The sequence below is a fragment of the Paenibacillus sp. 276b genome, assembly GCF_900107875.1.
Classification (GTDB): Bacteria; Bacillota; Bacilli; order Paenibacillales; family Paenibacillaceae; genus Paenibacillus; species Paenibacillus marchantiae.
The window spans coordinates 830,786-855,867 of the sequence record NZ_FNRR01000001.1; the positions used below are offsets into that span (position 1 = coordinate 830,786).

Here is a 25,082-nt window from a genome sequence, read left to right on the forward strand (position 1 = left end):
AATCTCGTCCCTGAGACTTTTGTCTTGGGGATGGGATTTTTTGGTTTTTCCGGGATGTTAGCTACACGCTTTGGAAATGCCTGAATAGTGTTTAATAAGGGGAAACTCACACCGAAAGGAAATGATGATTTTATGTCAGCAAAATTGAAAGTCGGTATCGTCGGAGGAACGGGGATGGTAGGTCAGCGTTTTGTGGATCTGCTCAATGAACACCCATGGTTTGAAGTAACGGCTATTTCAGCAAGTGCTAACTCGGCAGGCAAAACATACGAAGAATCCGTACAAGGCAGATGGAAGCTCGCTGCTGCGATCCCGGAAGCAGTGAAAAACATCGTTGTGCAGGATGCTTCCCAAGTGGAAGCTTTTGCAAGCCAGGTTGATTTTATATTCTGTGCTGTAGATATGAAAAAGAATGAAATTCAAGCGCTCGAAGAGGCTTATGCCAAAACGGGAACTCCGGTTGTTTCCAACAACTCGGCTCACCGCTGGACAGCGGATGTACCAATGGTTATTCCGGAAATTAACCCAGGACATCTGGACGTGATTGAAGCTCAACGCAAACGTCTCGGAACGAAAACCGGATTCATCGCAGTTAAACCAAACTGCTCGATTCAGAGCTATGTACCTGCACTTCACGCGTTGCGCGAGTTCAATCCAACTCAAGTGGTGGCTTCCACATACCAAGCGATCTCAGGCGCAGGTAAAAACTTTACCGACTGGCCGGAAATGCTGGATAACGTGATTCCATACATCGGTGGCGAGGAAGAGAAAAGTGAACAGGAGCCGCTGCGCATCTGGGGAAGCATTCAAAATAATGAGATTGTAAAAGCGTCCTCACCATTAATTACAACACAATGTATTCGTGTTCCGGTAACAGATGGTCACCTGGCGACAGTATTTGTATCCTTTGAGAAAAAACCATCCAAAGAAGAAATTCTGGACCGTTGGCTGCAATTCAAAGGTCGTCCGCAAGAACTGGGTCTGCCAAGCGCACCGAAACAGTTCATTACGTATTTTGAAGAAGAGAACAGACCACAAACGAAGCTGGATCGTGACATCGAGCGCGGTATGGGCGTTTCAACGGGCAGACTGCGCGAAGACTCCCTATATGATTACAAGTTTGTAGGACTGTCTCACAACACGCTGCGCGGAGCAGCAGGCGGTGCTGTTCTGATCGCTGAATTGCTCAAAGCTGAAGGATATATTCAGCCGAAATAAACAGGCATTGTGGAAATAGGAATAGAAGTAATAGAATATTACTGACAGGCTACCCCTTTTAGTAGACAAGAGTATGAGCATCTGGGAAGATGAATTTATTTTTGTTGAACAGAGGGGTATTTTCATATCAATACATATGAAGCAGGAACACGTGAATCCAATATTCCAGAACAGGAAGGGGATTGTGATGGACGGTCAGCTGGTATTGCGTCGAGTCCGTCTTACAAGTGGTGAAGAGGTGGATGTGGTTATCAATGAAGGCAGGATTGTGAAATTCGCTCCTGGTGGAACGGCAACCGGAGATCGGATATGGGAATCGCCTGGAGCTTACATATCCAGCGGATGGATCGACATGCATGTGCATGCTTTTCCAGAGTTTGATCCTTATGGGGACGACATTGATGAAATCGGTGTAAAACAGGGCGTTACTACGATTGTGGACGCAGGCAGCTGCGGTGCTGATCGAATTGGCGATCTGGCGATAAGCACTCATAAGGCGGCTACCCGGGTGTTTGCCTTTTTGAACATATCTCGCCTCGGCTTACTGCGTACTGACGAATTGTCGAATCTGGACTGGATTGATCGGGACAAGCTGTTACAGGCTACCCGGGCATATTCTGAATTCATCGTGGGATTAAAAGCAAGAATCAGTGGGAGTGTGGTTGGCAAAAGTGGACTGCGGCCGCTGTATTTGGCAAGAGAGTTTTCGCAGGAAACAGGCCTGCCGCTTATGGTTCACATTGGATCAGCCCCACCTGATATTCGTGAGGTCATGCCGCTCTTACAGGGTGGTGATGTGGTCACTCACTATTTGAATGGAAAAAACAATAATTTGTTCGATGATAGAGGCGCGCCGCTGGATGTATTGAACGATGCCATCAAGCGCGGTGTGCATTTGGATGTGGGACATGGGACAGCGAGTTTTTCATTTCAGGTTGCAGAAGCTGCCAAGAAGCATGGCATTGACCCGGATACGATCAGTACGGATATTTACAGGGGCAATCGTCTGAACGGCCCGGTCTATAGCATGGCTAATCTGTTAAGTAAGTTTCTGGCCCTTGGCTACTCGTTGAGCGAGACGATAGATCGGGTGACCTTACGGGCAGCAGAGTGGCTGGGCAGACCGCAGCTGGGGAGGATTCAGGCAGGTGATGAAGCCAATTTGACACTTTTTAAAGTGGTAGACAAGCCTGTAACACTTGTGGACTCCGAGGGAGTAAATAAGGTAGGCAGCCGTCAAATTGAAGTAAAAGGAGTGATTGTGGGTGACCAATTCATTGAATGTTAAATATGGACTGAAACGTGTTATCAACGCCAGCGGGCGGATGAGTATCCTCGGCGTATCTGCACCGACGGACACAGTCATGGATGCCATGAAGCAAGGCGGGCAGAGTTATGTGGAGATCGCAGATCTTGTAGACAAATCAGGGGACTATGTATCCCGTCTAATCGGTGCCGAAGCGGCCGTTGTTGTCAATTCCGCTTCTAGTGGCATCGCGCTCGCCGTAGCTGCCATGGTAACAAAGGGCAACCGCCACGAAAGTTTGAAGCTACATCAGGAAGTCATTTCGAACAATGAAATTGTTATGCTGAAAGGCCACAATGTACAATATGGAGCACCCGTGGAGACGATGGTTTACCTTGGTGGTGGGAAGCTGATCGAAGCCGGATATGCCAATGAAGGTCGGGCGGAGCATATCGCGGATGCGGTTTCAGACAAAACGGCTGCGATCCTATACGTCAAATCCCATCATGCGGTACAGAAAAACATGATTTCCATAGAGGAAGCCTGGCAGGTTGCCCAGAAGTGTGAGGTACCCCTCATTGTCGATGCGGCTGCGGAAGAGGACCTGCACAAATATGTGAAGTATTCGGATTTAGCCATATACAGCGGCTCCAAGGCCATTGAAGGCCCAACTTCCGGCATTGTGGCAGGTAAACGAACCTATATCGAATGGTTGAAGGTTCAGCTTCACGGGATTGGGCGCAGCATGAAAGTTGGTAAAGAAACTACGTTTGGCCTGCTTCAGGCTTTGGATGAATATGCAGTCAAAGCTGACCATAGTGAGCAGGAAAAGGCTTCCTTGCAGGAGTTAATGTCACTCAATCAGATAGCCGGGATTCAGGTATCGATTGTCCAGGACGAAGCGGGCCGAGCGATTTACAGGGGGCGCATCCAGGTCGACGAAGCGAAGGCGGGGATCAGTGCCAAACAGCTTAATGAGGAGCTGAGAGGCGGTCCTATCGCCATTTATACTCGTGATTATGGCGTAAGGCAAGGTTATTTCGATATCGATCCCCGTCCGTTGATGGGGGATGACATGCGGGTCATTGAAGATCGAATTCGACAATTGACAGGAGGAGAAGGAAATGTCTGAGATTGCAAAACGATTTTATAACAATCGGGTGGCTTTGAATGTGCTCGCCAAGGACATTACGAATGCAAAAGAGGTTTTTGATGCGGCTGAGGGCCATGTTCTGGTTGGCGTTCTTTCCAAGGATTATGCCACTGTGGCTGAAGCGGTGGAAGCGATGGAAGCCTATGGGCGGGAAATTGACAATGCCGTTTCAATTGGACTAGGTGCCGGAGACAATCGACAGGCTGCTGTCGTCGCCGAAATCGTAAAGCATTTTCCGGGCAGTCATATCAATCAGGTATTTCCGGCAGTCGGCGCAACCCGAGCGAATCTCGGGGACCGGGACAGCTGGATTAACAGCCTCGTCTCCCCGACTGGTCAGCCGGGCTTTGTCAATATTTCGACGGGTCCAGTGAGCGCTGCCCAATCCGAGCTTGCCGTGGTGCCTGTACACGCGGCCATTGCATTGGTACGGGATATGGGTGGCAATGCACTGAAGTACTTCCCGATGCAGGGGCTAAAAAGGGAAGATGAACTGCGAGCGGTAGCGAAAGCGTGTGCAGAAGCGGACTTTGCGTTGGAGCCTACCGGTGGCATCGATATGGATAATTTTGAAGCCATTCTCGAAATCGCACTGGAGGCGGGGGTTCCGCAGGTTATTCCACATGTGTATTCCTCCATTATTGATCAGGAGGGTCTGACCATTGTAAGTGATGTGCAGTCGTTATATGCATCAATGAAGTCGCTGGCGAAGAAGTATGGTTAAACGCGTAGGGGCTTTTGGCGAAGTCATGATGCGACTTGAAGTTCCGGGACATGATCTGTTGATTCAGAGTAATCGGCTGAAATACTCCTTTTCGGGCAGTGGGGTCAATGTAGTGTCGGCGATGACACGTTACGGATATGCAGGCTTGCTGGTGTCGAGGCTTCCGGTCAATCCGTTGGGTGATGCCGCCGAATCCTATTTGCGCGGACTGGGCCTGAGCACCGAATATGTGCGTCGCGGAGGGCAGTATATCGGGATGTACTTTCTGGAGAATGGTTATGGGGCCAGACCTGGGCGGGTGACCTACTCTAACCGGATGGAGAGCAGCTTTAATATTGCGCCTGAAGGCACGTATCCCTTTGCGACAGTTGCATCAGGCATGGACGCTATTCATTTCTGCGGAATCACGCTGGCGATGAATGATTCGGTGAGACTGGCGATGAAACAATTGGCACAGGCGGTCAAAGAACAAGGCGGCACAGTTGTTTTTGATTGTAATTATCGTCCTGCTTTATGGGGGGATCAGGGTTATGCCACGGCGAAGCCGCATTATGAGGAAATGTTGCATTTGTCAGATATCGTCCTGATGAATGAGCGGGATGCTCTTCATATTCTGGGGTTAAATACGGACAAAGTACAAAGGGAAGAGCAACTGACTGAGCTCATTCCCCTGGTTGCCGAACGGTATGGCCTGCGTACCCTTGCTGGAACGCATCGTACCATATACAGCGATAACCGACACTGCCTACAGGGCTATATGTTCAAGGAAGGGGTGTTTGCTTATTCCGAGCCGCTGACCTTTTCTGTTTATGACCGGATCGGCGCGGGCGATGCGTTTGCGAGCGGCATCATGTATGGTGAACTGGAGGGGTGGATGCCAGCGGAGACAATCTCTTTTGCTGCGACAGCCGGAATGCTGGCGCATACCGTAGCAGGTGATACACCAATGGCTTCCACTGGAGACATCATCCAGGCAAGGAACAGCACCGTGCGTGATGTAACAAGGTAATATTTTAGTGGAGAATGCCTGGAACGTAGAGCGATAGATGCTGATCTTCTTCTCTATTAAGATTGTCTCGGTATCGTGTGGCACGAAAACTTTTGTTACAATAGTGTAGCGAACGATGAAAGGCTGGAAAGGCCGTTTTGCTTCGGTATTTGGATGACATCGTTACTATACATATCTGTTACAAGGGAAGAAGGGATCTGCTCATGTCGTCACAATCATCATCCTATGAAGGGCAAAAGGCTGTTTTTCTGGGAGACAGCATAACTTTCGGATATGGACTCCAGGAAGGGGAACATTCGTATCCGGAGCTGGTTTGCAGAGCATTGGGATTTCAATCCCATGAGAATCATGGCATTTCCGGAAGCAGTGTGGCGGACGGAGGGTTTGAACCGATGTGTAATCGCATTGGGCAGATGCACGCGGAAGCGGATGTTATCTTTTTCATGGGCGGAAGAAATGACTTCTCCAGTGGTATGACGGCATTTGGCGATATCAGTACTTCGCCCAATTCGAAGGATACCTTTTATGGGGCGCTTAAACATATAGCAGAAGAGTTGATCCAGCGCTATCCAACCAAGCTGATCGTGTTTCTTACTCCGCCCCATGGATCAAGTGAAGCTGTCCCAGAAGACCTGCCCAATACGGTAACCAGACGGATATACAGTGACTATGTCGCTGCGATTAGAGAGGTCGCGTCGTTGTACTCCATCCCGGTCTGTGATCTGTGGAACATTGCTGGAATCCAGCCATTATTGCCAATCCACAAAGAATTATATTTTACAGGTGATAATGGTGTACCGGATGGGCTCCATCCCAACCAGGCCGGACATGAAAGAATTGCCTCCAGAATCGTGGGCTTTTTGAAATCGTTGTGATACCTTGTGAATTAGTGTGAGGAAAAGAGAAATAGAGTGAATGGGGATCTGCAGGGTAGGCACTTTAATCATAAGTGTCACTTATTGCAGGTCCTTTGTGTTATACAGAATCAGGATATATTATAAAAAATTTATGTCGAAACTAATATGGTAAATATTACATTGTAAATTCATGAGATTTCCGGTATTTTTATTAACGGCAAACTTTTATTTATAAAGTAGAAGTAGATTGTCTTAGCAGGTAGCAATTGAAATGAAGGAGAAAGGAGGAAGAAATATTATGTCAGAAGTTGCTAGTCAAAGAGTACATAAGCAAGGACCACAGCCAGTAAGTTTCGGTAGTTGGATGCTCACGTTGTTCCTTATGATGATTCCGCTTGTAAACATTATTATGTTGTTTGTATGGGCATTTGGAGATTCCAATCCTTCGAAAGCCAATTATGCCAAAGCAGCGTTGCTGTGGGCAGCGATCGGAATTGTTGTGTATATTCTAGTGTTCGTGCTTATCATTGGAGCTGGAATTTCGCTCTCGGATTACTAGGTTTATGAATACGTAGCTTGATAAAGTTTAATCAAAAAAACGCCGACAATACTGTCGGCGTTTTTGATTTGTTTATTTTGTACTAGGCTGCGGACGTCTTATCAGCATTGTGAAGAGTCTGCGAACGGCGGCCAAGCAGATATCCTGCAAGCGAGGCCAACACCTGCTGGAATACCATGCCGAGTACAACCGGGACGGCAACCGGTGGAGGGAAATACGATACGGCAAGCACCGCTCCCGCACTAATATTGCGCATGCCTCCGTTGAATACAAGTGCGACTTGATCGGCTTCATTCCAACCGAGTAATCGGGCAACGAAGTAACTTAGAGCATAGCCAAATGAGGCCAGAAAAATAATGATTGCTGCTAGACCAGCGAGCTGCCAGTTAAAGTCAGCTAAATAGGGCGCAACAACAGAGCCATTAATCGCGACAACCGCTGCCATGAACAATTTGGAGAACGGATTCAGTCTAGGCCCCCAGACTGGAACAATGGCCCCTTTGGTCCATTCATTCAAAAGCATCCCGAGCAAGGAGGGAACAACGATCATCCAGAACAGACTGCTCATCATGGCTGCTATATCCAACGATACGCTAGTGCCAATCAGCAAGGATAATACGCCGGGTACCACGAAAGGAGCAAGCATGGTGTCAATCAGGATAATCGACAGCGTCAGAGCGATATTGCCCCGATAGATACTGACCCAGATAAAGCTGCTCACACCTGTCGGAATAACGGCAGCCAGAACAAGGCCCGTTATCGTGTAGGCATCCGTTGGGAAGACCAGGTGACCCATGCCAAGAGCAATCAGAGGCATCGCCAGGTGCAGAATAAACAGACAAACGAACAGTGGAAAAGGCTTCTTCAGCACGTTCACAAAATCCCGTATCCCGAGACTGATGCTTCCCGCAAACGTCATGAATGCAAAAAGCCATGGCGACAAAAAGGTATAAGAAGAAAGAAGACTCCCGCAAAGAACGCCAATAATAATGCTGATTGGAGTAATCAGTGGCATGATGCGGTTCAAGCGTACATTTAAGGCCTGAAGCATATTCATGACATCCCTTTACCGTATGATTCCTTTATTATACATGTTAATAACGCTGAATGTAGACCCATTTGCAATGAAGCATACGGAGCAGTTATCATAAATCTGGAAGAAACACTTCAATATGAAGAAGGGGAGATGGTCATGATTAAACGGAAAAGAAAGCATACATTGATGATGGCAGGCCTCATTGCGTCAAGTATTCTTGCGATATCGGCCTGTTCCGTTGTAGAACAAGCGAATCAAAGTTTGAATTACGTTAGTGGGGCTACTGATTATATAGAGCAAGTATCAAACGCCGGAGCCGATCTGCAAGAACTCGCATCAGGAGCGGTGAGTAACCCTGAAATAACAACTCAGGTCCAGGAGAAAATAGATCAAATTCAGGCAGAAGCCAGCGAATTCTCTCAGCTGACAGCACCAGCGATAGGGGAAAGCATTCATGAAAATCTGGTCAGTTACAACAATCAATTAACCGAAGTTGTGGGTCAATTTGAGAACACGCTTGCAGAGCAGGGTTTTACGGCAGAAAACTGGGAGAAGACAGGTATTCCTGAATTGATCACCAATATTAATGGTTTAAAAGATCCGTTAAGCGGTCTTGGAATCGAGGCCAATTAAGATTTAAACCAGGAAATGCCTTGAGTATAAAGCGGCTTCATCCCCAAAAAGGACGATATACCGGAGTGATTTTGATCACTTGCGGATATCGTCCTTTTTGTTTTTCTAATATAACTCACATTTTTTACAAAATATAAACATGGATCACGATGATGATTTGCCACGGATTTTGGAGCTTAGATCTTCAATCTGTCCATCCAGAACATTTCCTGCTTTACTTAGGAACCCTGTAATAAGCTCCAGCTCTTCCTCTGTGTATGTGGAAGCCAGATTAACCATAGCTGCATGAAGGGTGAGGTAGGTGCTGCTGACCTCTTCCTTGTTTTCGTACAAAGGCACAATGATGACTTTACGGCGGTCATTGGGGTCATTTTCTCGACGGACAAAGCCGTTCTTCTCAAGCCTGTCAATTAATGTCGTAACACTTCCGGTGGCCAGACCGGTAAGTTTTGACAGTTCACCTGCAGTGATTGGCCCCTTCTCGCGCAGGATATCCACGGATATGAAATCGTTATTGTACAAGCCCAAAGAGGCAGCCACATGCTGCTGATATAAAACGGTTCGGGTACCCAGGCTCCGCATTCGCAACGTAAAATTCTCCTGTAATTCGGTAGGTTGTTGTTGATGTTCTCTTGACAAAAGATAACCCTCCTCTTAAGATGACATATATCTTGATTATCGAGATATTAGATTAACGAGATAATAAATTTTGGAGATACTAGATTAACGTATGATTAATTTCAACTTATTTTAACGAACTCTGTACTTATTTGCAAAGGGGACGATCGATTTTGAGAGAAACAATGATGATTAAAGGAGCACGGGAGAACAACCTAAAGAATATTTCACTTTCGATTCCGAAGTATAAGTTGGTGGTTCTAACGGGACCGTCCGGCTCCGGCAAATCCACGCTGGCAATGGATACCCTTCAGCGAGAATGCCAGAGACAATACATGGAATCGATGGGATTAACATCGGATTCGATCAGCAAACCGAAAGTGGAGTCCATCACAGGTCTTTCTCCATCCATCAGCGTAGGACAGCACATTACTAATCGGAATCCACGCTCAACAGTAGGAACAGTGACAGACATTTACACTTACGTTCGTTTCATTTTTTCCAGACTTGGGGAGCGTATATGTCCATCCTGTAATGGCACCATATCACCATCGTGGGAAGCGGCTGGTCATTTAACCGAGGAAGACGAATACATGGGTCATCAGACTATACATTGTCCACATTGCAATGCCGTGCTTGAGAAGTTGGGCATGTCACACTTTTCGTTCAACAAACCGGAGGGTGCTTGTGATGTATGTAGTGGGCTTGGTCATGTGGCATCAATCAACGAAGCGGCTGTATTCAATCCTGAGCTTAGTGTGCGGGATGGAGGTGTTGCTTCGTTAAATGGTGTGCATCGGGATATCCAGATCCGAATTCTGGTTGCAGCTGGACAGCATTTTGGATTCGGATTCGATCCGGATCGTCCATTGAAGGACCTTGGTGAAATCGAGCGCGATTTGCTGTACTACGGCGTCGAGAGCGAAGCGTTTAAGCAGCATTACCCTAATATCAAGCCCATTCAGGGAACCAAGTTCGAAGGTGTGATCCCCGGATTGTGGAGACGATATAAAGAAAAGGAAGGAGAAGGTGGCGGAACGGAAAAAGACGGACGTTTTTTTCATCAACAGCAGTGTCCTGAATGTCAGGGTGCTCGTTTGAAAAAAGAAATTCTTTTGGTAAGCGTAGCTGGCGCATCCATCTCCGACGTAACCAACTGGTCATTCAGTAAAGTGCTGGAATGGACGGTAGGCCTACAAGAAGTGATCTCACCCGAGGCACATCACCTGCTTGATCCAATCCTTCATGATCTGCCCACCAAGTTGAAACGCATTATGGATGTTGGACTTGGCTATCTCTCCATGGATCGTCAGACCGTAACTTTATCTGGTGGTGAAGCTCAGCGATTACGACTTGCATCGCTTCTAGGCTCTGGTTTAACGGGCGTATTGTATATTCTGGACGAACCGACGACAGGGCTTCATCCGAAAGATACCATTGGCCTGATTCGCGTACTTCAGGAGCTTCGTGATCTGGGCAATACGATCCTCGTCATTGAACACGATATTGAGATGATGCGTGCTGCTGATCATGTGATCGACATTGGACCTGGTGCTGGAGTCAATGGAGGGGTGGTTGTTGGTGAAGGGAGCCTGGAGGATTTAATGGCAAGTGAGCTTTCGGTTACGGGCGCTTATCTGAGAAATGAATCTGTGGCTAGTCCTTCTTATAACCGAAGAACAGGTACGGGGCAGCATCTTGCCATTCGGGGAGCGCATTTGCGCAACATTGATATTCCGGTTGTATCTTTTCCATTAGGCACGCTGATCTCCGTAACGGGTGTTTCAGGGTCCGGCAAATCTACGCTTGTATTTGATATCCTCGCACAGGGAATGGAATCACTTCAGAAACCATCAGGTTGTGAAGAGATAACAGGGTTGGAGAACGTAGGTGATATCGTTATTTTTGACCAAACGCCAATGGGCAGAATGCAACGGTCGAATGTTGCCACCTACACAGATGTATTTACGCACCTGCGCCAACTGTTCGCTGGTTTGCCAGATGCCAAGGCACGAAAGCTTACTGCGAAGCATTTCTCGTTCAATACACCCGGAGGGCGCTGTGAAACCTGTCAAGGCCTGGGAGTGTTGTCTGTGGACATGAACTTCCTGCCTGATCTGGAGGTTACTTGTCATGACTGTAAGGGCAGACGATTCATGGATGAGGTGTTACAGGTTCAATACGAAGGATTCTCGATATCCGATGTACTGAATATGTCAGTAGCCGAAAGTCTGCCTGTCCTGAAAAGTCAGACCAAAATCGCCGATCTCGTCGAGATGTTGTGTGAAGTTGGACTTGGTTATCTCCAATGGGGTCAATCCGTCAAAACATTGTCAGGCGGTGAGGGTCAACGGATCAGGCTGGCAAAAGAGCTGAGTAAAAAGACCAAAAAACACACGCTCTATCTATTGGATGAGCCAACAACCGGCCTTCATCCGTCAGACATCAAGCAACTCCATATTTTGCTGGATAAGCTGGTTGAGTCGGGGAATACCGTTGTCGTTGTAGAGCACAGTCTGGAATTGATTCGGGAATCCGATTGGGTTATTGACATTGGCCCAGAAGGTGGCGCAGCGGGTGGTGAGCTAGTAGCCGAAGGCACGCCGGAGCAGGTGGCGGAGGTCAGAGCCTCCCATACAGGACAATTTTTGAAGCGTATATTAGCCGAGGGGCTTTAATCAGAATCGATAAGGGGAAAAATAATCATGGTAAAAAGCAATAAATTAGGCGTTATTCTTGCAGGCTTACTGCTTGCCATACTCATGGCTTCGATGGATAACACCATCGTTGCCACTGCAATTGGTACCATCGTGGGTGATCTTGGCGGATTTGATAAATTAATGTGGGTCACCTCTGCCTATATGGTTGCAGAGATGGCGGGTATGCCGATCTTCGGTAAACTATCGGATATGTATGGCCGCAAGCGGTTTTTCATTTTTGGAATCATCGTATTTATGATTGGTTCTGCATTGTGCGGGACAGCGGATTCTATCATTCAGCTCAGCATTTATCGTGCGATTCAAGGAATCGGCGGCGGAGCATTGATGCCGATCGCATTTACCATTATGTTCGATGTCGTTCCCGCAGACAAACGGGGGAAAGTGGGGGGACTATTTGGTGCAGTCTTTGGTTTATCCAGTATTTTTGGCCCCCTTCTTGGAGCCTATCTCACTGATTACATTCATTGGTCCTGGATTTTCTATATCAACCTGCCACTTGGTCTGATCGCCTTTGTCATGATTGCATTCTTCTATAAAGAATCCGTAGAGCATTCCAAACAGAAAATTGACTATTTTGGCGCATTCACACTGGTAGCTTCCATCGTGTGTCTCATGTTTGCACTTGAACTTGGAGGCAAGGAATATGCCTGGAATTCCAGTATGATCGTGGGTTTGTTTGCCTCGTTCGCCGTGCTGATAACTGCATTTGTGTTCATAGAGCGGCGTGTGGCAGAACCAATTATTACATTCAGCATGTTCAAAAACCGGCTGTATTCCACGAGTAATCTAATGGCTATATTTAGCGGTGCAGCCTTTATTACAGCTTCCATCTATATCCCCATTTATATTCAGGGCGTACTTGGTGGATCAGCTACCAACTCCGGTCTGGTTCTGCTGCCGATGATGCTTGGATCAGTTGTAACAGCTGCGGGTGGAGGAGCCATGCTTACCAAGCTCAGATACCGCTCCATCATGTTACCCACACTTGCGCTGCTGGTCATTGGTATCGCCTTGCTGACAACGTTAACGACGGATTCCTCCCGATTTATGGTGACCATTTTCATGATTCTGGTTGGTCTGGGCATTGGGTCTTCGTTCTCTGTATTGAGCAATGCAGCCATTCACGGTTTCTCAGCAAGACAGCGCGGTTCTGCCAGCTCAACCCTTAACTTCAATAGGGAACTCGGTATGACGTTAGGAATTACGGTATTTGGTATCGTACAGAGTCACGTATTTGCAAGTAAATTGGTTTCCTTCTTTGGAAATAGTAATGGTAGTGAGCAGGGTGGTGGCGTGAATCTGAGTGATCCTAGCTTAGTCCTAAAACCGGACACTCGTGCTGATATTCCTGCGCCAATGTTGGATAAGATTACAGAAGCATTGTCCTCATCCATCGTTCATACGTTTGCCTGGGCCATCATTCCGGCCGTTATTGCTCTATTGGCTGCTTGGTTTATGAGTAAGGAAAAATTTGACCCTGCATCCGAGTCAGATGAATATTTAGCTTCACACTAGCAAGACTATGTAATGGATTTGTGTGCACGATATGACAATATGTTCTTATCAAAGGAGACCTACGTTATGTCTGAACAAAATGGAAAAGTAATCATTATCACCGGCGGAGCGAGTGGTATTGGTAAAGAAACAGCGCTTCAGCTTTCGGATCTGGGTGCAACGATTGTTGTAGCAGACTATAACGAAGAGGGTGCCAAAAAGCTTGCATCTGAGATTGAAGCAGGTGGTGGCACAGCCGGAGCATACAAAGTGGACGTGTCTAAAGGAGACGAGATCAAAGCCCTGATCGACTGGACCGTAGAGAAATACGGAACATTGAGCGGTATTTTCAACAACGCGGGCATTGGACTTGTGAAGCCATTTCTGGAGATGGACCCGGAATCCTATCACAGAGTAATCGATGTTGACCAGCACAGTGTCTATTACGGTATGTATTATGGCGCCAAAAAAATGGTTGAACTGAATGTACAAGGCACCATCGTAAATACAGCATCGATCTATGGAAGTATTGCCGCTGTGGGAAGCTTTAACTACAATGCAGCCAAGGCGGCTGTCGTGATGATGTCCAAATCCGGTGCTTTGGAACTTGCCGAGCATGGCATTCGTGTGGTTGGTGTAGCTCCAGGCTTTATTGAGACACCGATTTTGGGTGATGACAGAGCGATGAAGGATGCGCTTGCCACCCAACATATGCGCGGAGAGCTCATTCAACCGGAGAAAGTTGCGAGTGTTGTAGCCTTCCTGTTCAGTGACGCTGCCAGTGCAGTGAATGGTACAACGGTTGCAGTAGATGATGGATTCCTCAGCTTCAAAACAAAATAAGATTTGGACAGTAAGGTAGTGCAGTCCGTCTCTGAAAAATAAAAGAAAAAACGGTGCAGAACGAATAAATCGTTCTGCACCGTTTTTTTGCAATCAATATAAGAAGAGTATTTATTATGAAAATAATTCTATATAGTCATCCTGGGAGTTCAGAGATCATGATACAATAAGCAGGCATGCGTCTTTTATCATTTTGTGGTGTCATAGACAATACGCACACCTAGAGAGCCATAGCTCTCTTCTTTGTAGTGACATTGGGAGCATGTTTTTGTAGCGCATAACGCATCACTGTGAACTTGTAATTTTTCGTTGCACTGCGGGCATTTATTTTCAAAAAGAGTCTTCAACACGTTAAACATGCTTAATCACTCATTTCGGATTAATTTACTTGGTTTTTATTATAGCCGATTATTTTAACTGCGTATACTGTTTTTTGCATCATTTTTTACACCGCAAGAAAGGAAGAAAAACCGATGGATACTCTGCTTTTTGTCATCATGTTTATACTGGGTCTGGTCGGTTCCTTCTTCTCCGGTTTGTTGGGTATAGGTGGAGCCATAATTAATTACCCGCTGTTGTTGTATGTACCTTCTCTCATGGGGCTGGAACCGTTCTCGGCACATGAGGTGTCGTCGATCAGCATGTTTCAGGTGTTTTTTGCCTCGCTCGCTGGTGTGATTGCCTACATTAGAAGAGCAGGGAACGGGAAAAAGAGCGAAGTTCTCATTCATAAAGGTCTGGTGGCTTACATGGGCTCCAGTATTCTGGTCGGCAGCCTGATTGGCGGCTTCATATCCGGTCACCTGAATGGAGAAGTCATCAATCTGATCTATGGCATTCTGGCCATTATCGCGATTGTACTTATGCTGATTCCGGGTAAGGGAACAGAAGGCTCGGCTGAACAGGTGACATTTAACACATATGTTGCGGCAGGAGCAGCTCTTGCCGTAGGGATCGTCTCGGGAATTGTCGGTGCGGGTGGTGCTTTTATATTGATTCCGATCATGCTCACCGTGCTTAAGATCCCTACCCGGACGACCATTGCTTCTTCGCTTGCGATTGTATTCATCTCCGCCATTGGTGGGGTGGTGGGAAAAATTCTGGGTGGGGACATTCCGTTGGAGCCCATCATTTATACGGTTATCGGGAGTCTGCTTGGTGCTTCACTTGGTTCCAAAGTGAGTTCAATGATTAATGTGAGACTTCTTAGGTACGGACTGATGGTTCTTATCGCCATTACAGCAGTGAAGGTATGGTCTTCGATTTTGTAAAACCACACAGGATTGAAGCGTCCATGACGATTTCGTAACCAAACGGATGGAATGCCGTATAAAGGTTATGAACATGAGCTGGCGAATTTGTTGTTGCATGAATTCACATCAGTTTTCGTCCATGGAGCACCCTCAAACTCCTTTCATGGATACATGTTTAACATTATGAGAAGTTGAGGTATCCATCCTATGAATAACGTACTCACAGATCAGGCTGATGCAGGATATCGGTTGGCTGAGCAGAAGGCAGCTCAGTATTTTAATTCTCTTCATGAACAACTTCTGAATAACACATATACCACTGCACTTACGCAAGATATTCACTTGTGGCAAAAAAAACATATTCAACCTTTTTCCTGGTTATCTTTTTTATCACCAAGTCAAAGAAAACCGGATTCCCGGGATGCTCATAGATATATCCATTGGCTTAATGTTACAGGCAAACTGGATGATTACTTGGATCGCAGTATTTCTTACATTTATATGCGAGATCTGGGCAAAGCCCTGGACTCCTTGGATACCCAAGCACGCATTCAGCGTGTCGCTCAGGATACCAAAGCGTATTTTATGCGTTCAAATACAACCCACCGCAAGGAAAGCCCGGATTATATCAGTCTGGCCGCTTTGTATCGTTGGGCCCAGAAGGAAAACGTGGAAACAGCTGTTATCTGGGTCATCAGCAAATTGAAAAATGTTGCTTCCAATATTCCCAAAGAACTGGATTCAGAACAGGCACAGCGCAAGCTGCTCAAGATCATTCTTGGTGTTGTTCTGCATGTGAACGATGATATGAATGATGAGACTCCCCAGGCAGAACGTTCCGAGAGGCTGGACGCTGCGGTTAGGCTCGGTTATTCTTACGGATTGACCTATCCATTTATTGACGACCTGCTTGATTCGCAGGCGTTGACTGCGCAAGAGAAGGAACAGTATTCTCTCTTAATTCGCAATGCGCTTCTCACCGGGATTGTGCCGGATATCGGCGAATGGAAGGGAGACAATCTCAAAGTCATTCAATATGTTCATGCCGAGCTGCGTGATGCGTTCGAGTATATCAAGAACTACCAGCGCCCTGAGACGCAGCGCACATTCTTCGAGCAATCCTATGTATTCTTTCAATCTCAGGAAATAGACCGTGCCAAGAAACTATCGAACGCGAATTATTCTAATGAAGAACTTTATATTCCAATCATTATTAAATCCTCATCCTCCAGACTCATTGTTCGTTCCGTGCTCAGTGCATCTGCGGATGAAGGTTTTGATCTGCGGACATTCTACTATGGCATTTATAATCAGCTCGCGGACGATTTCGCTGATATGTTTGACGATATGGAGGAGGAGGCAGTAACTCCTTATACTTACTATCTGAAGTATCGTGACCTGCGGCCCGATCTGATCAATCCGTATGAACTATACTGGGCGGTTATCTCTTATCTGATTCATGAGGTGTACCATTCAGATGCGAAGACCCGGGAGGTCATACTGGATCGTGCTATTAATGGTCTTAAGCGTTGTAGAGAGCGTTTGGGTCAAGAACAATACAACGAAGTGATGAACATCTTTGCCTCCGGACAACCTGAATTCAATCGCCTCATTCAGCAAATGGTGCGAAAAGCCGATGATGTGGATTTCCTGGATAAATTGCTGCGGGATCAGGTCATCCTTCAATTGCAGAATGACAAGCAGGAAAAACAGGATTTTCTGGATACGATTCGCACGGTTCGTGAACAGATCAATATTGAATTGCAGATATCCAAGCCGGGTGGACTTCCGGAGATGAAAGGCACACTTATTGATGCAGCGAATTACAGTTTACAAGGAGATGGAAAACGGCTAAGGCCCATCCTGACCTGGGTGATGGGTGTGCGTGAATATGGTCTGCATGAATCATCTATCATTCCTCTTCTAAGATCACTGGAATACATGCATACGGCTTCACTGATCTTTGATGATCTGCCGACCCAGGATAATGCTTCGACCAGGCGGGGGCGCTCTACCTTACATCAGGTGCATAACAGCGCAACAGCAGAATTGACAGGTTTATTTCTCATTCAAAAAGCCATTGGCGAGCAATCTTCCCTCAATCAGTTTGATGCCGCAACCGTGCTTACCCTGATTCAATATTCCGCTGAAAAAGCAGAAGATATGTGTATGGGACAGGCGATGGATCTGAATGCCAAAGGCAAAGCATTGACCCTGGAACAATTGAACATGATCTGTTTCTACAAAACAGGTATTGCTTTCGAGGCTGCACTTGTGATGCCAGCCATTCTGGCTCAGGTGAAGGAAGTGGAGATTGCCTCCTTAAAGAAGTTTGCGTATCATGCAGGTATCGCCTTTCAAATTAAGGATGACCTGCTGGATCTGGAAGGAGATCATCGGGTACTCGGTAAACCGGCAGGTCAGGATGTACGGAACAACAGCTCAACCTTTGTATCCATTCTGGGTGAAGATGGCGCGAAGAAAGAGATGTGGGAGCACTATTGTCTCGCAACCGATGCGCTGAACGAAATGCCAAAGCCGATTTCTTTTCTAAGACATCTGTTGGATTACATCATTGGACGGGAGCGGTAAAATCGTTTCTGACTAAAACCCATTCCCATGTGTTCAACATGGTTTATATGAAATGAAACAAAGTTGCCTGGATTCCATGCGAATAGAATCCAGGTCTATTCTGCTTTAATGACACAAACGTTTAGAAAATGAGATGTTTCAACAATTAAAAATTCGGGTATTAAGCAAATATTGTGTTTATACACCAAAAGGAGAGCTTAAGATGCAGGTTCAAAAGGTCGATCATCACGAATTGTTTGAGCAGATTTATAATCAAGCACCTATTGGGATTGCACTTGTTGCTCCAACAGGACAGTGGATGAAAGTGAATCCTGCTTTTTGCAGTATGCTGGGTTATACAGCTCAAGAATTAATCCATCTTCATTACCAGGAGATCACCCATCCCGATGATTTAGCACAGGATCTGATGTACGAGCGCGAACTGTGTGAAGGTAAATTGAGTGAGTACAAATACGAAAAGCGTTATATTCAGAAAAATGGAGATATTTTATGGATATCGCTGCATATATCATTGGCTCGAAACGAGGTCAGCGGTGAACCGTTGTATTTTATTTGCCACGTTGTAGATATTACGGATCATAAAACAACCGAACTAAAACTGCTTCAAACGGAAGAAATGTTCAAACTTATTTCTGATAATGCACAAGAAATCATCTATATTGCGACCATTGACGGGATTTGTCGCTATTGTTCTCCTTCCATTTATAATCTGCTTGGTTATTCACCAGAAGAGGTGGTGGGCAAGAACAATACCGCTGTTTTCCACTCGCAGGACCTGGAACGTGTCTCGCAAATCGATTTGAGCACAGGTCATATGTTGAATCTGCAGGCTCGCCATAAAGATGGGCATTCTCTTTGGTTTGAGACCACCTATAAGGTTATCGGGGAGCCTGGACAAGAACAACAAATCCTTGCCATTGGTCGCGATATATCGGAGAGAAAGAAACATGAGGAAATTAGTGCAGAGGCTGAACGGATAGCCATGATCGGCAGTTGGGAGTGGAACATGCTGAGTGGCCATGTTTCCATGTCCGATCAGATATACGAGATGTTTGAAATTGATAACAACAAGCAGTATATGGCTAGCGATATCTTTGCATTCATGGAACAGGCGGAGGAGCAGCGGTTGAAGGACTGTATTGAATGGGTGAAAACAGGCCAACCGCTTGATTTTGAATATCGGCATTTGGGCTCGGCTGGTAAAGAAAAGTATATTCATCTGCGAGGGTTAGTTACTTTTAATGAGCATCAACAACCGATTCAGCTGAACGGAACTTTGCAGGATATTACGGAGCGTAAACTCGTCGAATTCAAACTTCAGGAATCGGTGGAACGTTATACTTCACTCAAAAAATATAATCATGATGCCATCATTTCTTTTGATATGGACGGCAATATCATAAATGCCAACCCGGTAGCTATGAAAATGACTGGATGCCCGGTTGTGGAGATGATTGGAACAAGTATCTGTCGGTTTATCGGACCTTACCATCTAGGGTTGATTCTCAATAGCCAGTATGAGATGGCTGAAAAAGAAATCAATGCCGTTCAGCACGTAAATGGTTCAGAGACAGAAGTTTTGGCAACGCTTGCGCCAATCATTATTAATGAGAAAAACGTAGGGTTCTACCTCATTGCCAAAGATATAACAGAACAGAAAAAGCTTCTTGTAGCCAAAGAGACTGCCGAACGAATGAATAAGGCCAAAAGTGAGTTTTTGGCGATGATGAGCCATGAGATCCGTACACCTATGAACGGCGTGATTGGGATGACGGATTTGCTTCTGGATACGCCTGGTCTTAGCGGAGAACAAAAGGAATACATTGAAATCATCCAAAAAAGTGGGGATTCGTTGCTTGCGATTATCAATGATATTCTGGACTTTTCCAAAATAGAGTCGGGTAAAACCGATCTGGTGGATGAGCCCTTTGATCTTAAGGAAATTGTGACAGAAACGGTTAATATCGTAACGCCAATGATTCGGGAGAAACAGTTGGATCTTCGTTTAAGCCTGGATGACGCCATTCCTGTTCCTTTGTTCGGAGATGCTTACCGTCTAAAACAGGTCCTAACCAACATTATTGGTAATGCAGTAAAGTTCACCCCGGAAGGCAGTATTGAGATCGAGGTGAAGGTTACCGGACAAGAATACAATGACGTTCAATTTCAGTTCAAGGTGAAGGATACAGGGATTGGAATTCCAGTGGAGAAAAGAAAGCATTTATTCGAAGCCTTCTACCAATTGGAGAATTTCATGACGCGCAAGCCTCAAGGTACTGGACTTGGACTGGCCATCAGCAAGAAGCTTGTAGAGCTTATGCACGGTGATATTTGGATTGAAGAGTCCGACGATCCGGGGACTACATTTATGTTTACGGTGTCGTTTAAAGCCAGCAACATGGAGGAATTCAACAGATACGATTTACAACAGAAAAAGAATAAAACAGATCAACTTCGAATTCTAATTGCCGAGGACAATGAGGTGAACCAGCTTGTTCTGCGTCGGATGATTGAGAAGAAGGGACATCTTGTCGATTATGTAGTGAATGGAATAGAGGCAGTGGAAGCTGTCAAAAGAAGTGCGTACGATATTGTGTTTATGGATGTGCACATGCCTCGACTGAATGGATTCGAAGCGACCAAAGCCATTAAGGAATTAATGCGGCCAGAGGCATGCCCTTATATTGTTGCGGTTACTGCGAACGCAGTTCGTGGGGATATGGACAAATGTCTGAAGGCTGGAATGGATGCGTATGTAAGCAAACCAATTAAAAGTGAATCCATTATGCAAGTGATGGAGGAATTCTACAAAATAAAGAAATATCCCACTACTTACAATTGAATTCAACATTCCGTAGGAACGGATTCTTGATTGGCAATGGAGCCGCTAACTTATCCATGGATAAGTTAACGGCCTTTTTGCTATTGTCCCATTCCGGGAATGACTAAATTACTGATTTTTGATCCATAGTTTGGAGATATCCATAAACCCAAACTCAGCGGTATGAAGGCCAAAGAGACTTTGATTAAGCAGGGCTTTTTTATTCATGTGGCAGCCGTACAATATCCAGCAGTTATCGCGAAGCAAATCCTCGGCTTCATTGAGCATCACAGACCTTTGCTCTTCATTCTGCTGAAGGAAATTCTCCATCTTTCGATAAAATATGGACTGTAAATCGGGTGATAAACAAATATGAAAATAGTTACGTTTGTTGATGAAAAAATTAATCATGCCAAATTGCCAGTCATCTTCCAAAACTTCTTCTGCGATAATCAAGTCGGCTTCGCTTGTTTCTCTCACATTGAGAAATTCAACGAAGGGTTGCAACTCAATACATAAACCGATGCTGGCTCCGCGTTGTTTAAGCCATTCTGCTTCTTTTTGATCTTTAGCTACAGTATAAGCAAGTATGATCTTTTCTCCCTGGTATCCGCTGCTGTACAGGAGCTCACGGGCATCCTCAAGTGAAGACTCGCGCCAAGGATGCTCTGCGCTTTTCCAGGGAAGAAAGCTGTTTGCCGGTGTAATTCGATTGCTGCCAAGTTCCCTCACCAAAGCGACTGGATCGAAAACAATGCGCATGGCTTGCCGAAATTCCAGTTGATGGTGAATACCGGCTTTACGAAAATTAATCAGCATATATCGGCATCCTGTTGCTGGATAATCAACACTGTTGCTCCCCGTATCGTCTGTAGCCAATTTAAGTCGGTCTGTTCCTGGTAACTCATAATGACGTTCATAAGGACCCAGATTGGGCACAAACCAGATATCTACTCGATCCAGATGAGGACGGATTCCATAATAGGCATCGAATGCGCTTATGATCAACACCGTTTCATTTATTTCATTGATCCGAAAAGGTCCGGTACCGATTAATTGTTGGGTTACATCGACATCATAGGGGAGAATCGTCATGGAGACACAACTAAGCAAGTTCAGGAAAAAACGATTAGGCCGACTTAGATAAAAACGTATGCAGTAATCCCCGACAACTTCGGTACGCTCAATATCCCGGTATAGCCAAATGAATGGACTGTCTACAGTGCGCAAGCGCTCTAATGTAGCTTGGACATCTCGGGATGTCATTACCCGACCATGGTGGAATCGCACACCTTTGCGCAGATAGAAAATCCAAACTCTTTGATCCTCGTTGCACTCCCACATATGCGCCAGATCCGGCAAGAAGGTTCCTGTTTTGGCGTCATAGGTGATTAGCGTGCTGCATACCTGCCCAAGCAGATAGGTTTCAAAAGCAGTATACACAAAAGCAGGGTCCAGCTCTGCCAACCTTCGTGACCTCACCATGCGAAGCACGTCCTGACCGGAAGAGCTCTCGGCATGACTGTGGAATCCCATCTGCTTGTTCAACGAATTCAGCAGTCGCTCCCGGAGAGCATCATTCTTCTCTGTGCTGCCGATCAACTCGATCGCTTCCTTCATTTTGCCTCTGCCCATGAGCTCCAAAAAACTCTCCTCGAGCGCCTCATTCACACTGCGCAGCAATGTCATCTCAGAATGATGACCCCGGCCACGCCCGGGCTGCCAGTGTATAAAGCCTTGTTCCTCCAGCTTGCGCAGAATAAACTTCACGTTGCGTGGAGTACAGCATAGGGCAGCAGAAAGGCTCTCAATCGTTACCGGAACCGCTTCATGAAATTTAAGAGAAAGTTCTTTTGCTGTGGCAAGACGCAGATAATGGGTTGTTGCTGTATCCATATGAAGTGCTCCTTCTTAAAGGGTGAAATCTGCTCACGTTTTCTTACACTTTTATTTCCCCCTTTTATCCATACAATTATACATAAAGGGATAGGGCAAAGGTAGCCCATCTGAGACAAAAACATCTAGAACAGGAGAACCATACGCATGAAGCAACATTTACGTCAAATTCACCCATTAGCTTGGACAATTATTGTTGGAACGATGTTTGGACGTCTTGTTACGTCCATGAGCATCCCGTTTTTATCCATTTATCTGACTCAGGTACTGGGAGCTACACCCACACAGACTGGAATTACCGTCGCGGTCAGTTCTCTGGCGGGGGTCATGGTCAGCTTTTATGGAGGTTATATTTCGGATCGAATCGGCCGCAAAGTGGTCATGATGGTCTCCGTATTTGGCTGGGCCTGTGTTTTCTTCATCTTTTCAGCAGCTGAGCATCTGTGGGTATTTTTTGTAGCCAATACGTTAAACGGATTATGCCGCGCCGTGTTTGAGCCCACGTCACGTGCACTTCTATCGGATATTACTCCACCGCAAAATAAACTGCTTGTCTTCAACCTCAGATATGCAGCCATTAATCTGGGGGTTGTGTTTGGACCGATTATCGGTCTTCAGCTTGGATCAGCGGAGTCTACGTTTCCGTTTATGATCTCCGGGTTGGTATACATCGTTTACGGCCTCGTTTTGTTCCTGCAATTTCGATTGCAACGCGCAAATCTGCCGGAACATGTTCAGGTCAGTGCACCTCGTTTACGAGATGCACTCGCTACTACGGGACGCGACCGTGTATTTTTGCCAGTACTTATCGGGACTACGTTTTGCGTGCTCGGGTATGGGCATTTTAGCTCAACCCTGGCTCAGTATGTGGCCCAGAATCCTCTTTTTGAACATGGAAGTCAAGTGTTTTCCTATATGCTTTCACTTAATGCGTTGACTGTGCTTGTAATCCAATTCCCGATTGTGCGGGTGGCCAGCAAATTCCCGCCGGTTGTGCCCCTCATTCTTGGAAACTTGCTGGTCGCAACAAGTCTGTTCCTGTTTGGCATAGCTGAAGGCGTTATGCTGCTGATGCTCAGTGTCATTCTCTTCACCATTGGGGAAGTGCTCATGTTCACCATGATGGATGTGCTGATTGACCGGATTGCCAAACCTGAATGGAAAGGGACCTACTTTGGCACAATTGGATTCAACAACTTGGGAAGCGTCATGGCACCGATTCTTGGAGGGCTCCTATTAACTCAATATGGGACGGGGAATGGCCTGTTCGTTTTTGTACCGCTGGCACTGACCACTGCACTTGGACTGCCTTTTCTTATCGTAGCGCATAAACGCCTTGTCGTCAGGGAGAGGGAAACACCACCCATACAAGTGAGCGCCTAGCTTGAGCGATGACAGTTGCATGGCGTATAAGCTTTAGCTGTTTTAACTTTTTTTGGAGAAAGGTAACTTTCATTGAGAAATCAGCGTTAATTAGTTAAACATTTCCTCATGGGGGTTCCAAATGATATTAAAAAAGTTTACTTTAGCATTACTGGCGTGTGTTATGTTTGCCGCGTTTTCAACGCCGAGTTCAGCTGAGGAAGCGACGCTAGAGATTGGGACTGGCGTATTGTCCAATAACCGGGTGTTAATTCCTTTGAGGGTTGTGTCCAGCAACTTGGGAGCAGAAGTAACGTGGTATAAGGAAGGGAAGAGCATTCGAATTCAAACGGATGAAAAAGAAATTTGGCTTGTGGTTAACTTTAAAAATGCGAAAGTGAATGAACAGATCATTAGAATGGATTCTCCTGTTGAAATAATTGGAAATACAGCATATGTTCCGCTGCGATTTGTTAGCCAAACGTTAGGAGCCAAGCTAGAGTGGAATCCACAAACTAAACAGGCAACCATCCATTTGAATAAACAAAACATGATTGTAAGTATGCAAGAGGAGACCATCCAAATACCTGATTCTGTGAAAATAACAAAGGGAAGAATAAATGTTTTGTCAGAGAAATTGAATGAAATTTCAGGCTTGTCTCAGATAAAGCAGGTCAGTACGTATTTCAAGCCTTATTTCACTGAAGATTTAATCCAATTTATTCTCAAGAGACAGGATCTAGTAAGTGATTGGATGGTATATGATGCTCCAGAGACTTCCGTTTATTATACAAGCAGTACAACAGCGACATTATCCCAATCGTTCGTAATCGGAAATACATTAACGGGTGATTCTCATTATGTAAATGATCGAAATATTGAACTAGTATACAGTCATGGTGTATGGAAAGTGAATCAGTTAATGATTAATCTCAGAGAAATTCCCTATCTGGGTTATGATCGTTGAAATCACAGCATATGATGTTCAGTGATATGAAGAAAATAACAACTGAGTTAATATTATCTTGACGGATTACGGTGGAGCGAA

19 protein-coding genes and 1 other annotated feature (1 of these 20 cut by a window edge) are annotated in these 25,082 nt (G+C 45.8%); of the genes, 16 read left to right on the forward strand and 3 right to left on the reverse strand.

Going from position 1 to position 25,082, the window contains the following annotated elements; genetic code table 11:
- Positions 1-15: a binding site (T-box leader), on the forward strand (it extends 263 nt beyond the left edge of the window).
- A gap of 117 nt (positions 16-132) precedes the next feature.
- The 7 genes from asd to BLV50_RS03745 all read left to right on the forward strand — a co-directional run bounded on the left by asd (position 133) and on the right by BLV50_RS03745 (position 6,766).
- Complete coding sequence (gene asd / locus BLV50_RS03715; protein WP_063563527.1) at positions 133-1,218, forward strand: aspartate-semialdehyde dehydrogenase; 1,086 nt, start codon at positions 133-135, stop codon at positions 1,216-1,218.
- Between the two features lie 187 nt (positions 1,219-1,405).
- On the forward strand, positions 1,406-2,506 hold the full coding sequence (locus BLV50_RS03720) for an amidohydrolase/deacetylase family metallohydrolase (protein WP_090807448.1): 1,101 nt from the start codon (positions 1,406-1,408) through the stop codon (positions 2,504-2,506).
- Positions 2,484-3,596: a DgaE family pyridoxal phosphate-dependent ammonia lyase gene (locus BLV50_RS03725; RefSeq protein WP_090805957.1), complete on the forward strand. Its 1,113-nt coding sequence runs from the start codon at positions 2,484-2,486 to the stop codon at positions 3,594-3,596. Before BLV50_RS03720 ends, BLV50_RS03725 begins: the two co-directional genes overlap by 23 nt.
- Positions 3,589-4,341 carry a 2-dehydro-3-deoxy-phosphogluconate aldolase gene (locus BLV50_RS03730; RefSeq protein ID WP_079694402.1) on the forward strand — a complete coding sequence of 251 codons (753 nt, stop codon included), beginning with the start codon at positions 3,589-3,591 and terminating at the stop codon, positions 4,339-4,341. Before BLV50_RS03725 ends, BLV50_RS03730 begins: the two co-directional genes overlap by 8 nt.
- Positions 4,334-5,350, forward strand: coding sequence for a sugar kinase (locus tag BLV50_RS03735; protein WP_090805960.1), 1,017 nt, complete (start codon positions 4,334-4,336; stop codon positions 5,348-5,350). The genes BLV50_RS03730 and BLV50_RS03735 overlap by 8 nt, the downstream gene beginning before the upstream one ends.
- A gap of 203 nt (positions 5,351-5,553) precedes the next feature.
- The gene (locus BLV50_RS03740) at positions 5,554-6,225 is read left to right on the forward strand and encodes an SGNH/GDSL hydrolase family protein (RefSeq protein ID WP_090805963.1); all 672 of its coding nucleotides are present in this window, start codon (positions 5,554-5,556) and stop codon (positions 6,223-6,225) included.
- A gap of 280 nt (positions 6,226-6,505) precedes the next feature.
- Positions 6,506-6,766 carry a hypothetical protein gene (locus BLV50_RS03745; protein ID WP_218135360.1) on the forward strand — a complete coding sequence of 87 codons (261 nt, stop codon included), beginning with the start codon at positions 6,506-6,508 and terminating at the stop codon, positions 6,764-6,766.
- 82 nt (positions 6,767-6,848) lie between these two features.
- On the opposite strand, the gene BLV50_RS03750 is transcribed toward BLV50_RS03745, so the two are convergent.
- The gene (locus tag BLV50_RS03750) at positions 6,849-7,817 is read right to left on the reverse strand and encodes a bile acid:sodium symporter family protein (RefSeq protein WP_090805966.1); all 969 of its coding nucleotides are present in this window, start codon (positions 7,815-7,817) and stop codon (positions 6,849-6,851) included.
- Positions 7,818-7,958: 141 nt separating this feature from the next.
- Here BLV50_RS03750 and BLV50_RS03755 point away from each other — a divergent pair, with 141 nt between their 5' ends.
- A complete protein-coding gene (locus BLV50_RS03755) occupies positions 7,959-8,435 on the forward strand; it encodes a DUF6376 family protein (RefSeq protein WP_090805967.1) in 477 nt (158 codons plus the stop codon).
- A gap of 144 nt (positions 8,436-8,579) precedes the next feature.
- Here the strand turns inward: BLV50_RS03755 and BLV50_RS03760 are convergent, their stop codons facing one another.
- Positions 8,580-9,017 carry a MarR family winged helix-turn-helix transcriptional regulator gene (locus BLV50_RS03760; protein ID WP_170867822.1) on the reverse strand — a complete coding sequence of 146 codons (438 nt, stop codon included), beginning with the start codon at positions 9,015-9,017 and terminating at the stop codon, positions 8,580-8,582.
- A gap of 209 nt (positions 9,018-9,226) precedes the next feature.
- On the opposite strand from BLV50_RS03760, the gene uvrA reads away from it, so the two are divergent.
- The 6 genes from uvrA to BLV50_RS03790 all read left to right on the forward strand — a co-directional run bounded on the left by uvrA (position 9,227) and on the right by BLV50_RS03790 (position 20,797).
- A complete protein-coding gene (gene uvrA / locus BLV50_RS03765) occupies positions 9,227-11,731 on the forward strand; it encodes an excinuclease ABC subunit UvrA (RefSeq protein WP_090805970.1) in 2,505 nt (834 codons plus the stop codon).
- Positions 11,732-11,758: 27 nt separating this feature from the next.
- Positions 11,759-13,288 carry an MDR family MFS transporter gene (locus BLV50_RS03770; protein WP_063563535.1) on the forward strand — a complete coding sequence of 510 codons (1,530 nt, stop codon included), beginning with the start codon at positions 11,759-11,761 and terminating at the stop codon, positions 13,286-13,288.
- Positions 13,289-13,354: 66 nt separating this feature from the next.
- Complete coding sequence (locus BLV50_RS03775; protein WP_063563536.1) at positions 13,355-14,110, forward strand: SDR family NAD(P)-dependent oxidoreductase; 756 nt, start codon at positions 13,355-13,357, stop codon at positions 14,108-14,110.
- 473 nt (positions 14,111-14,583) lie between these two features.
- A complete protein-coding gene (locus BLV50_RS03780; protein WP_090805973.1) occupies positions 14,584-15,381 on the forward strand; it encodes a sulfite exporter TauE/SafE family protein in 798 nt (265 codons plus the stop codon).
- A 189-nt stretch (positions 15,382-15,570) separates the two neighbouring features.
- Positions 15,571-17,955, forward strand: coding sequence for a polyprenyl synthetase family protein (locus tag BLV50_RS03785; RefSeq protein ID WP_090805976.1), 2,385 nt, complete (start codon positions 15,571-15,573; stop codon positions 17,953-17,955).
- 202 nt (positions 17,956-18,157) lie between these two features.
- Positions 18,158-20,797, forward strand: coding sequence for a PAS domain S-box protein (locus BLV50_RS03790; RefSeq protein WP_072732659.1), 2,640 nt, complete (start codon positions 18,158-18,160; stop codon positions 20,795-20,797).
- A gap of 108 nt (positions 20,798-20,905) precedes the next feature.
- Here the strand turns inward: BLV50_RS03790 and BLV50_RS03795 are convergent, their stop codons facing one another.
- A complete protein-coding gene (locus BLV50_RS03795; RefSeq protein ID WP_090805979.1) occupies positions 20,906-22,672 on the reverse strand; it encodes an ABC transporter substrate-binding protein in 1,767 nt (588 codons plus the stop codon).
- 147 nt (positions 22,673-22,819) lie between these two features.
- Between BLV50_RS03795 and BLV50_RS03800 the strand changes: the two genes are divergently transcribed.
- Both BLV50_RS03800 and BLV50_RS03805 read left to right on the forward strand, forming a co-directional pair.
- The gene (locus BLV50_RS03800; RefSeq protein ID WP_090805982.1) at positions 22,820-24,055 is read left to right on the forward strand and encodes an MDR family MFS transporter; all 1,236 of its coding nucleotides are present in this window, start codon (positions 22,820-22,822) and stop codon (positions 24,053-24,055) included.
- A gap of 121 nt (positions 24,056-24,176) precedes the next feature.
- Positions 24,177-25,001 carry a stalk domain-containing protein gene (locus BLV50_RS03805; RefSeq protein WP_090805984.1) on the forward strand — a complete coding sequence of 275 codons (825 nt, stop codon included), beginning with the start codon at positions 24,177-24,179 and terminating at the stop codon, positions 24,999-25,001.
- Positions 25,002-25,082 lie beyond the last annotated feature (81 nt).

What these genes read in the sequence shown, in the direction of transcription:
- BLV50_RS03805 (WP_090805984.1), top strand. Translation starts at nt 24,177, where the DNA reads ATGATATTAAAAAAGTTTACTTTAGCATTACTGGCGTGTGTTATGTTT.
- BLV50_RS03785 (WP_090805976.1), top strand. Translation starts at nt 15,571, where the DNA reads ATGAATAACGTACTCACAGATCAGGCTGATGCAGGATATCGGTTGGCT.
- BLV50_RS03775 (WP_063563536.1), top strand. Translation starts at nt 13,355, where the DNA reads ATGTCTGAACAAAATGGAAAAGTAATCATTATCACCGGCGGAGCGAGT.
- BLV50_RS03730 (WP_079694402.1), top strand. Translation starts at nt 3,589, where the DNA reads ATGTCTGAGATTGCAAAACGATTTTATAACAATCGGGTGGCTTTGAAT.
- BLV50_RS03770 (WP_063563535.1), top strand. Translation starts at nt 11,759, where the DNA reads ATGGTAAAAAGCAATAAATTAGGCGTTATTCTTGCAGGCTTACTGCTT.
- BLV50_RS03750 (WP_090805966.1), bottom strand. Translation starts at nt 7,817, where the DNA reads ATGCTTCAGGCCTTAAATGTACGCTTGAACCGCATCATGCCACTGATT.
- BLV50_RS03740 (WP_090805963.1), top strand. Translation starts at nt 5,554, where the DNA reads ATGTCGTCACAATCATCATCCTATGAAGGGCAAAAGGCTGTTTTTCTG.
- BLV50_RS03790 (WP_072732659.1), top strand. Translation starts at nt 18,158, where the DNA reads ATGCAGGTTCAAAAGGTCGATCATCACGAATTGTTTGAGCAGATTTAT.
- BLV50_RS03745 (WP_218135360.1), top strand. Translation starts at nt 6,506, where the DNA reads ATGTCAGAAGTTGCTAGTCAAAGAGTACATAAGCAAGGACCACAGCCA.
- BLV50_RS03760 (WP_170867822.1), bottom strand. Translation starts at nt 9,017, where the DNA reads ATGCGGAGCCTGGGTACCCGAACCGTTTTATATCAGCAGCATGTGGCT.
- BLV50_RS03755 (WP_090805967.1), top strand. Translation starts at nt 7,959, where the DNA reads ATGATTAAACGGAAAAGAAAGCATACATTGATGATGGCAGGCCTCATT.
- BLV50_RS03800 (WP_090805982.1), top strand. Translation starts at nt 22,820, where the DNA reads ATGAAGCAACATTTACGTCAAATTCACCCATTAGCTTGGACAATTATT.
- BLV50_RS03780 (WP_090805973.1), top strand. Translation starts at nt 14,584, where the DNA reads ATGGATACTCTGCTTTTTGTCATCATGTTTATACTGGGTCTGGTCGGT.
- BLV50_RS03735 (WP_090805960.1), top strand. Translation starts at nt 4,334, where the DNA reads ATGGTTAAACGCGTAGGGGCTTTTGGCGAAGTCATGATGCGACTTGAA.
- BLV50_RS03795 (WP_090805979.1), bottom strand. Translation starts at nt 22,672, where the DNA reads ATGGATACAGCAACAACCCATTATCTGCGTCTTGCCACAGCAAAAGAA.
- asd (WP_063563527.1), top strand. Translation starts at nt 133, where the DNA reads ATGTCAGCAAAATTGAAAGTCGGTATCGTCGGAGGAACGGGGATGGTA.
- BLV50_RS03720 (WP_090807448.1), top strand. Translation starts at nt 1,406, where the DNA reads ATGGACGGTCAGCTGGTATTGCGTCGAGTCCGTCTTACAAGTGGTGAA.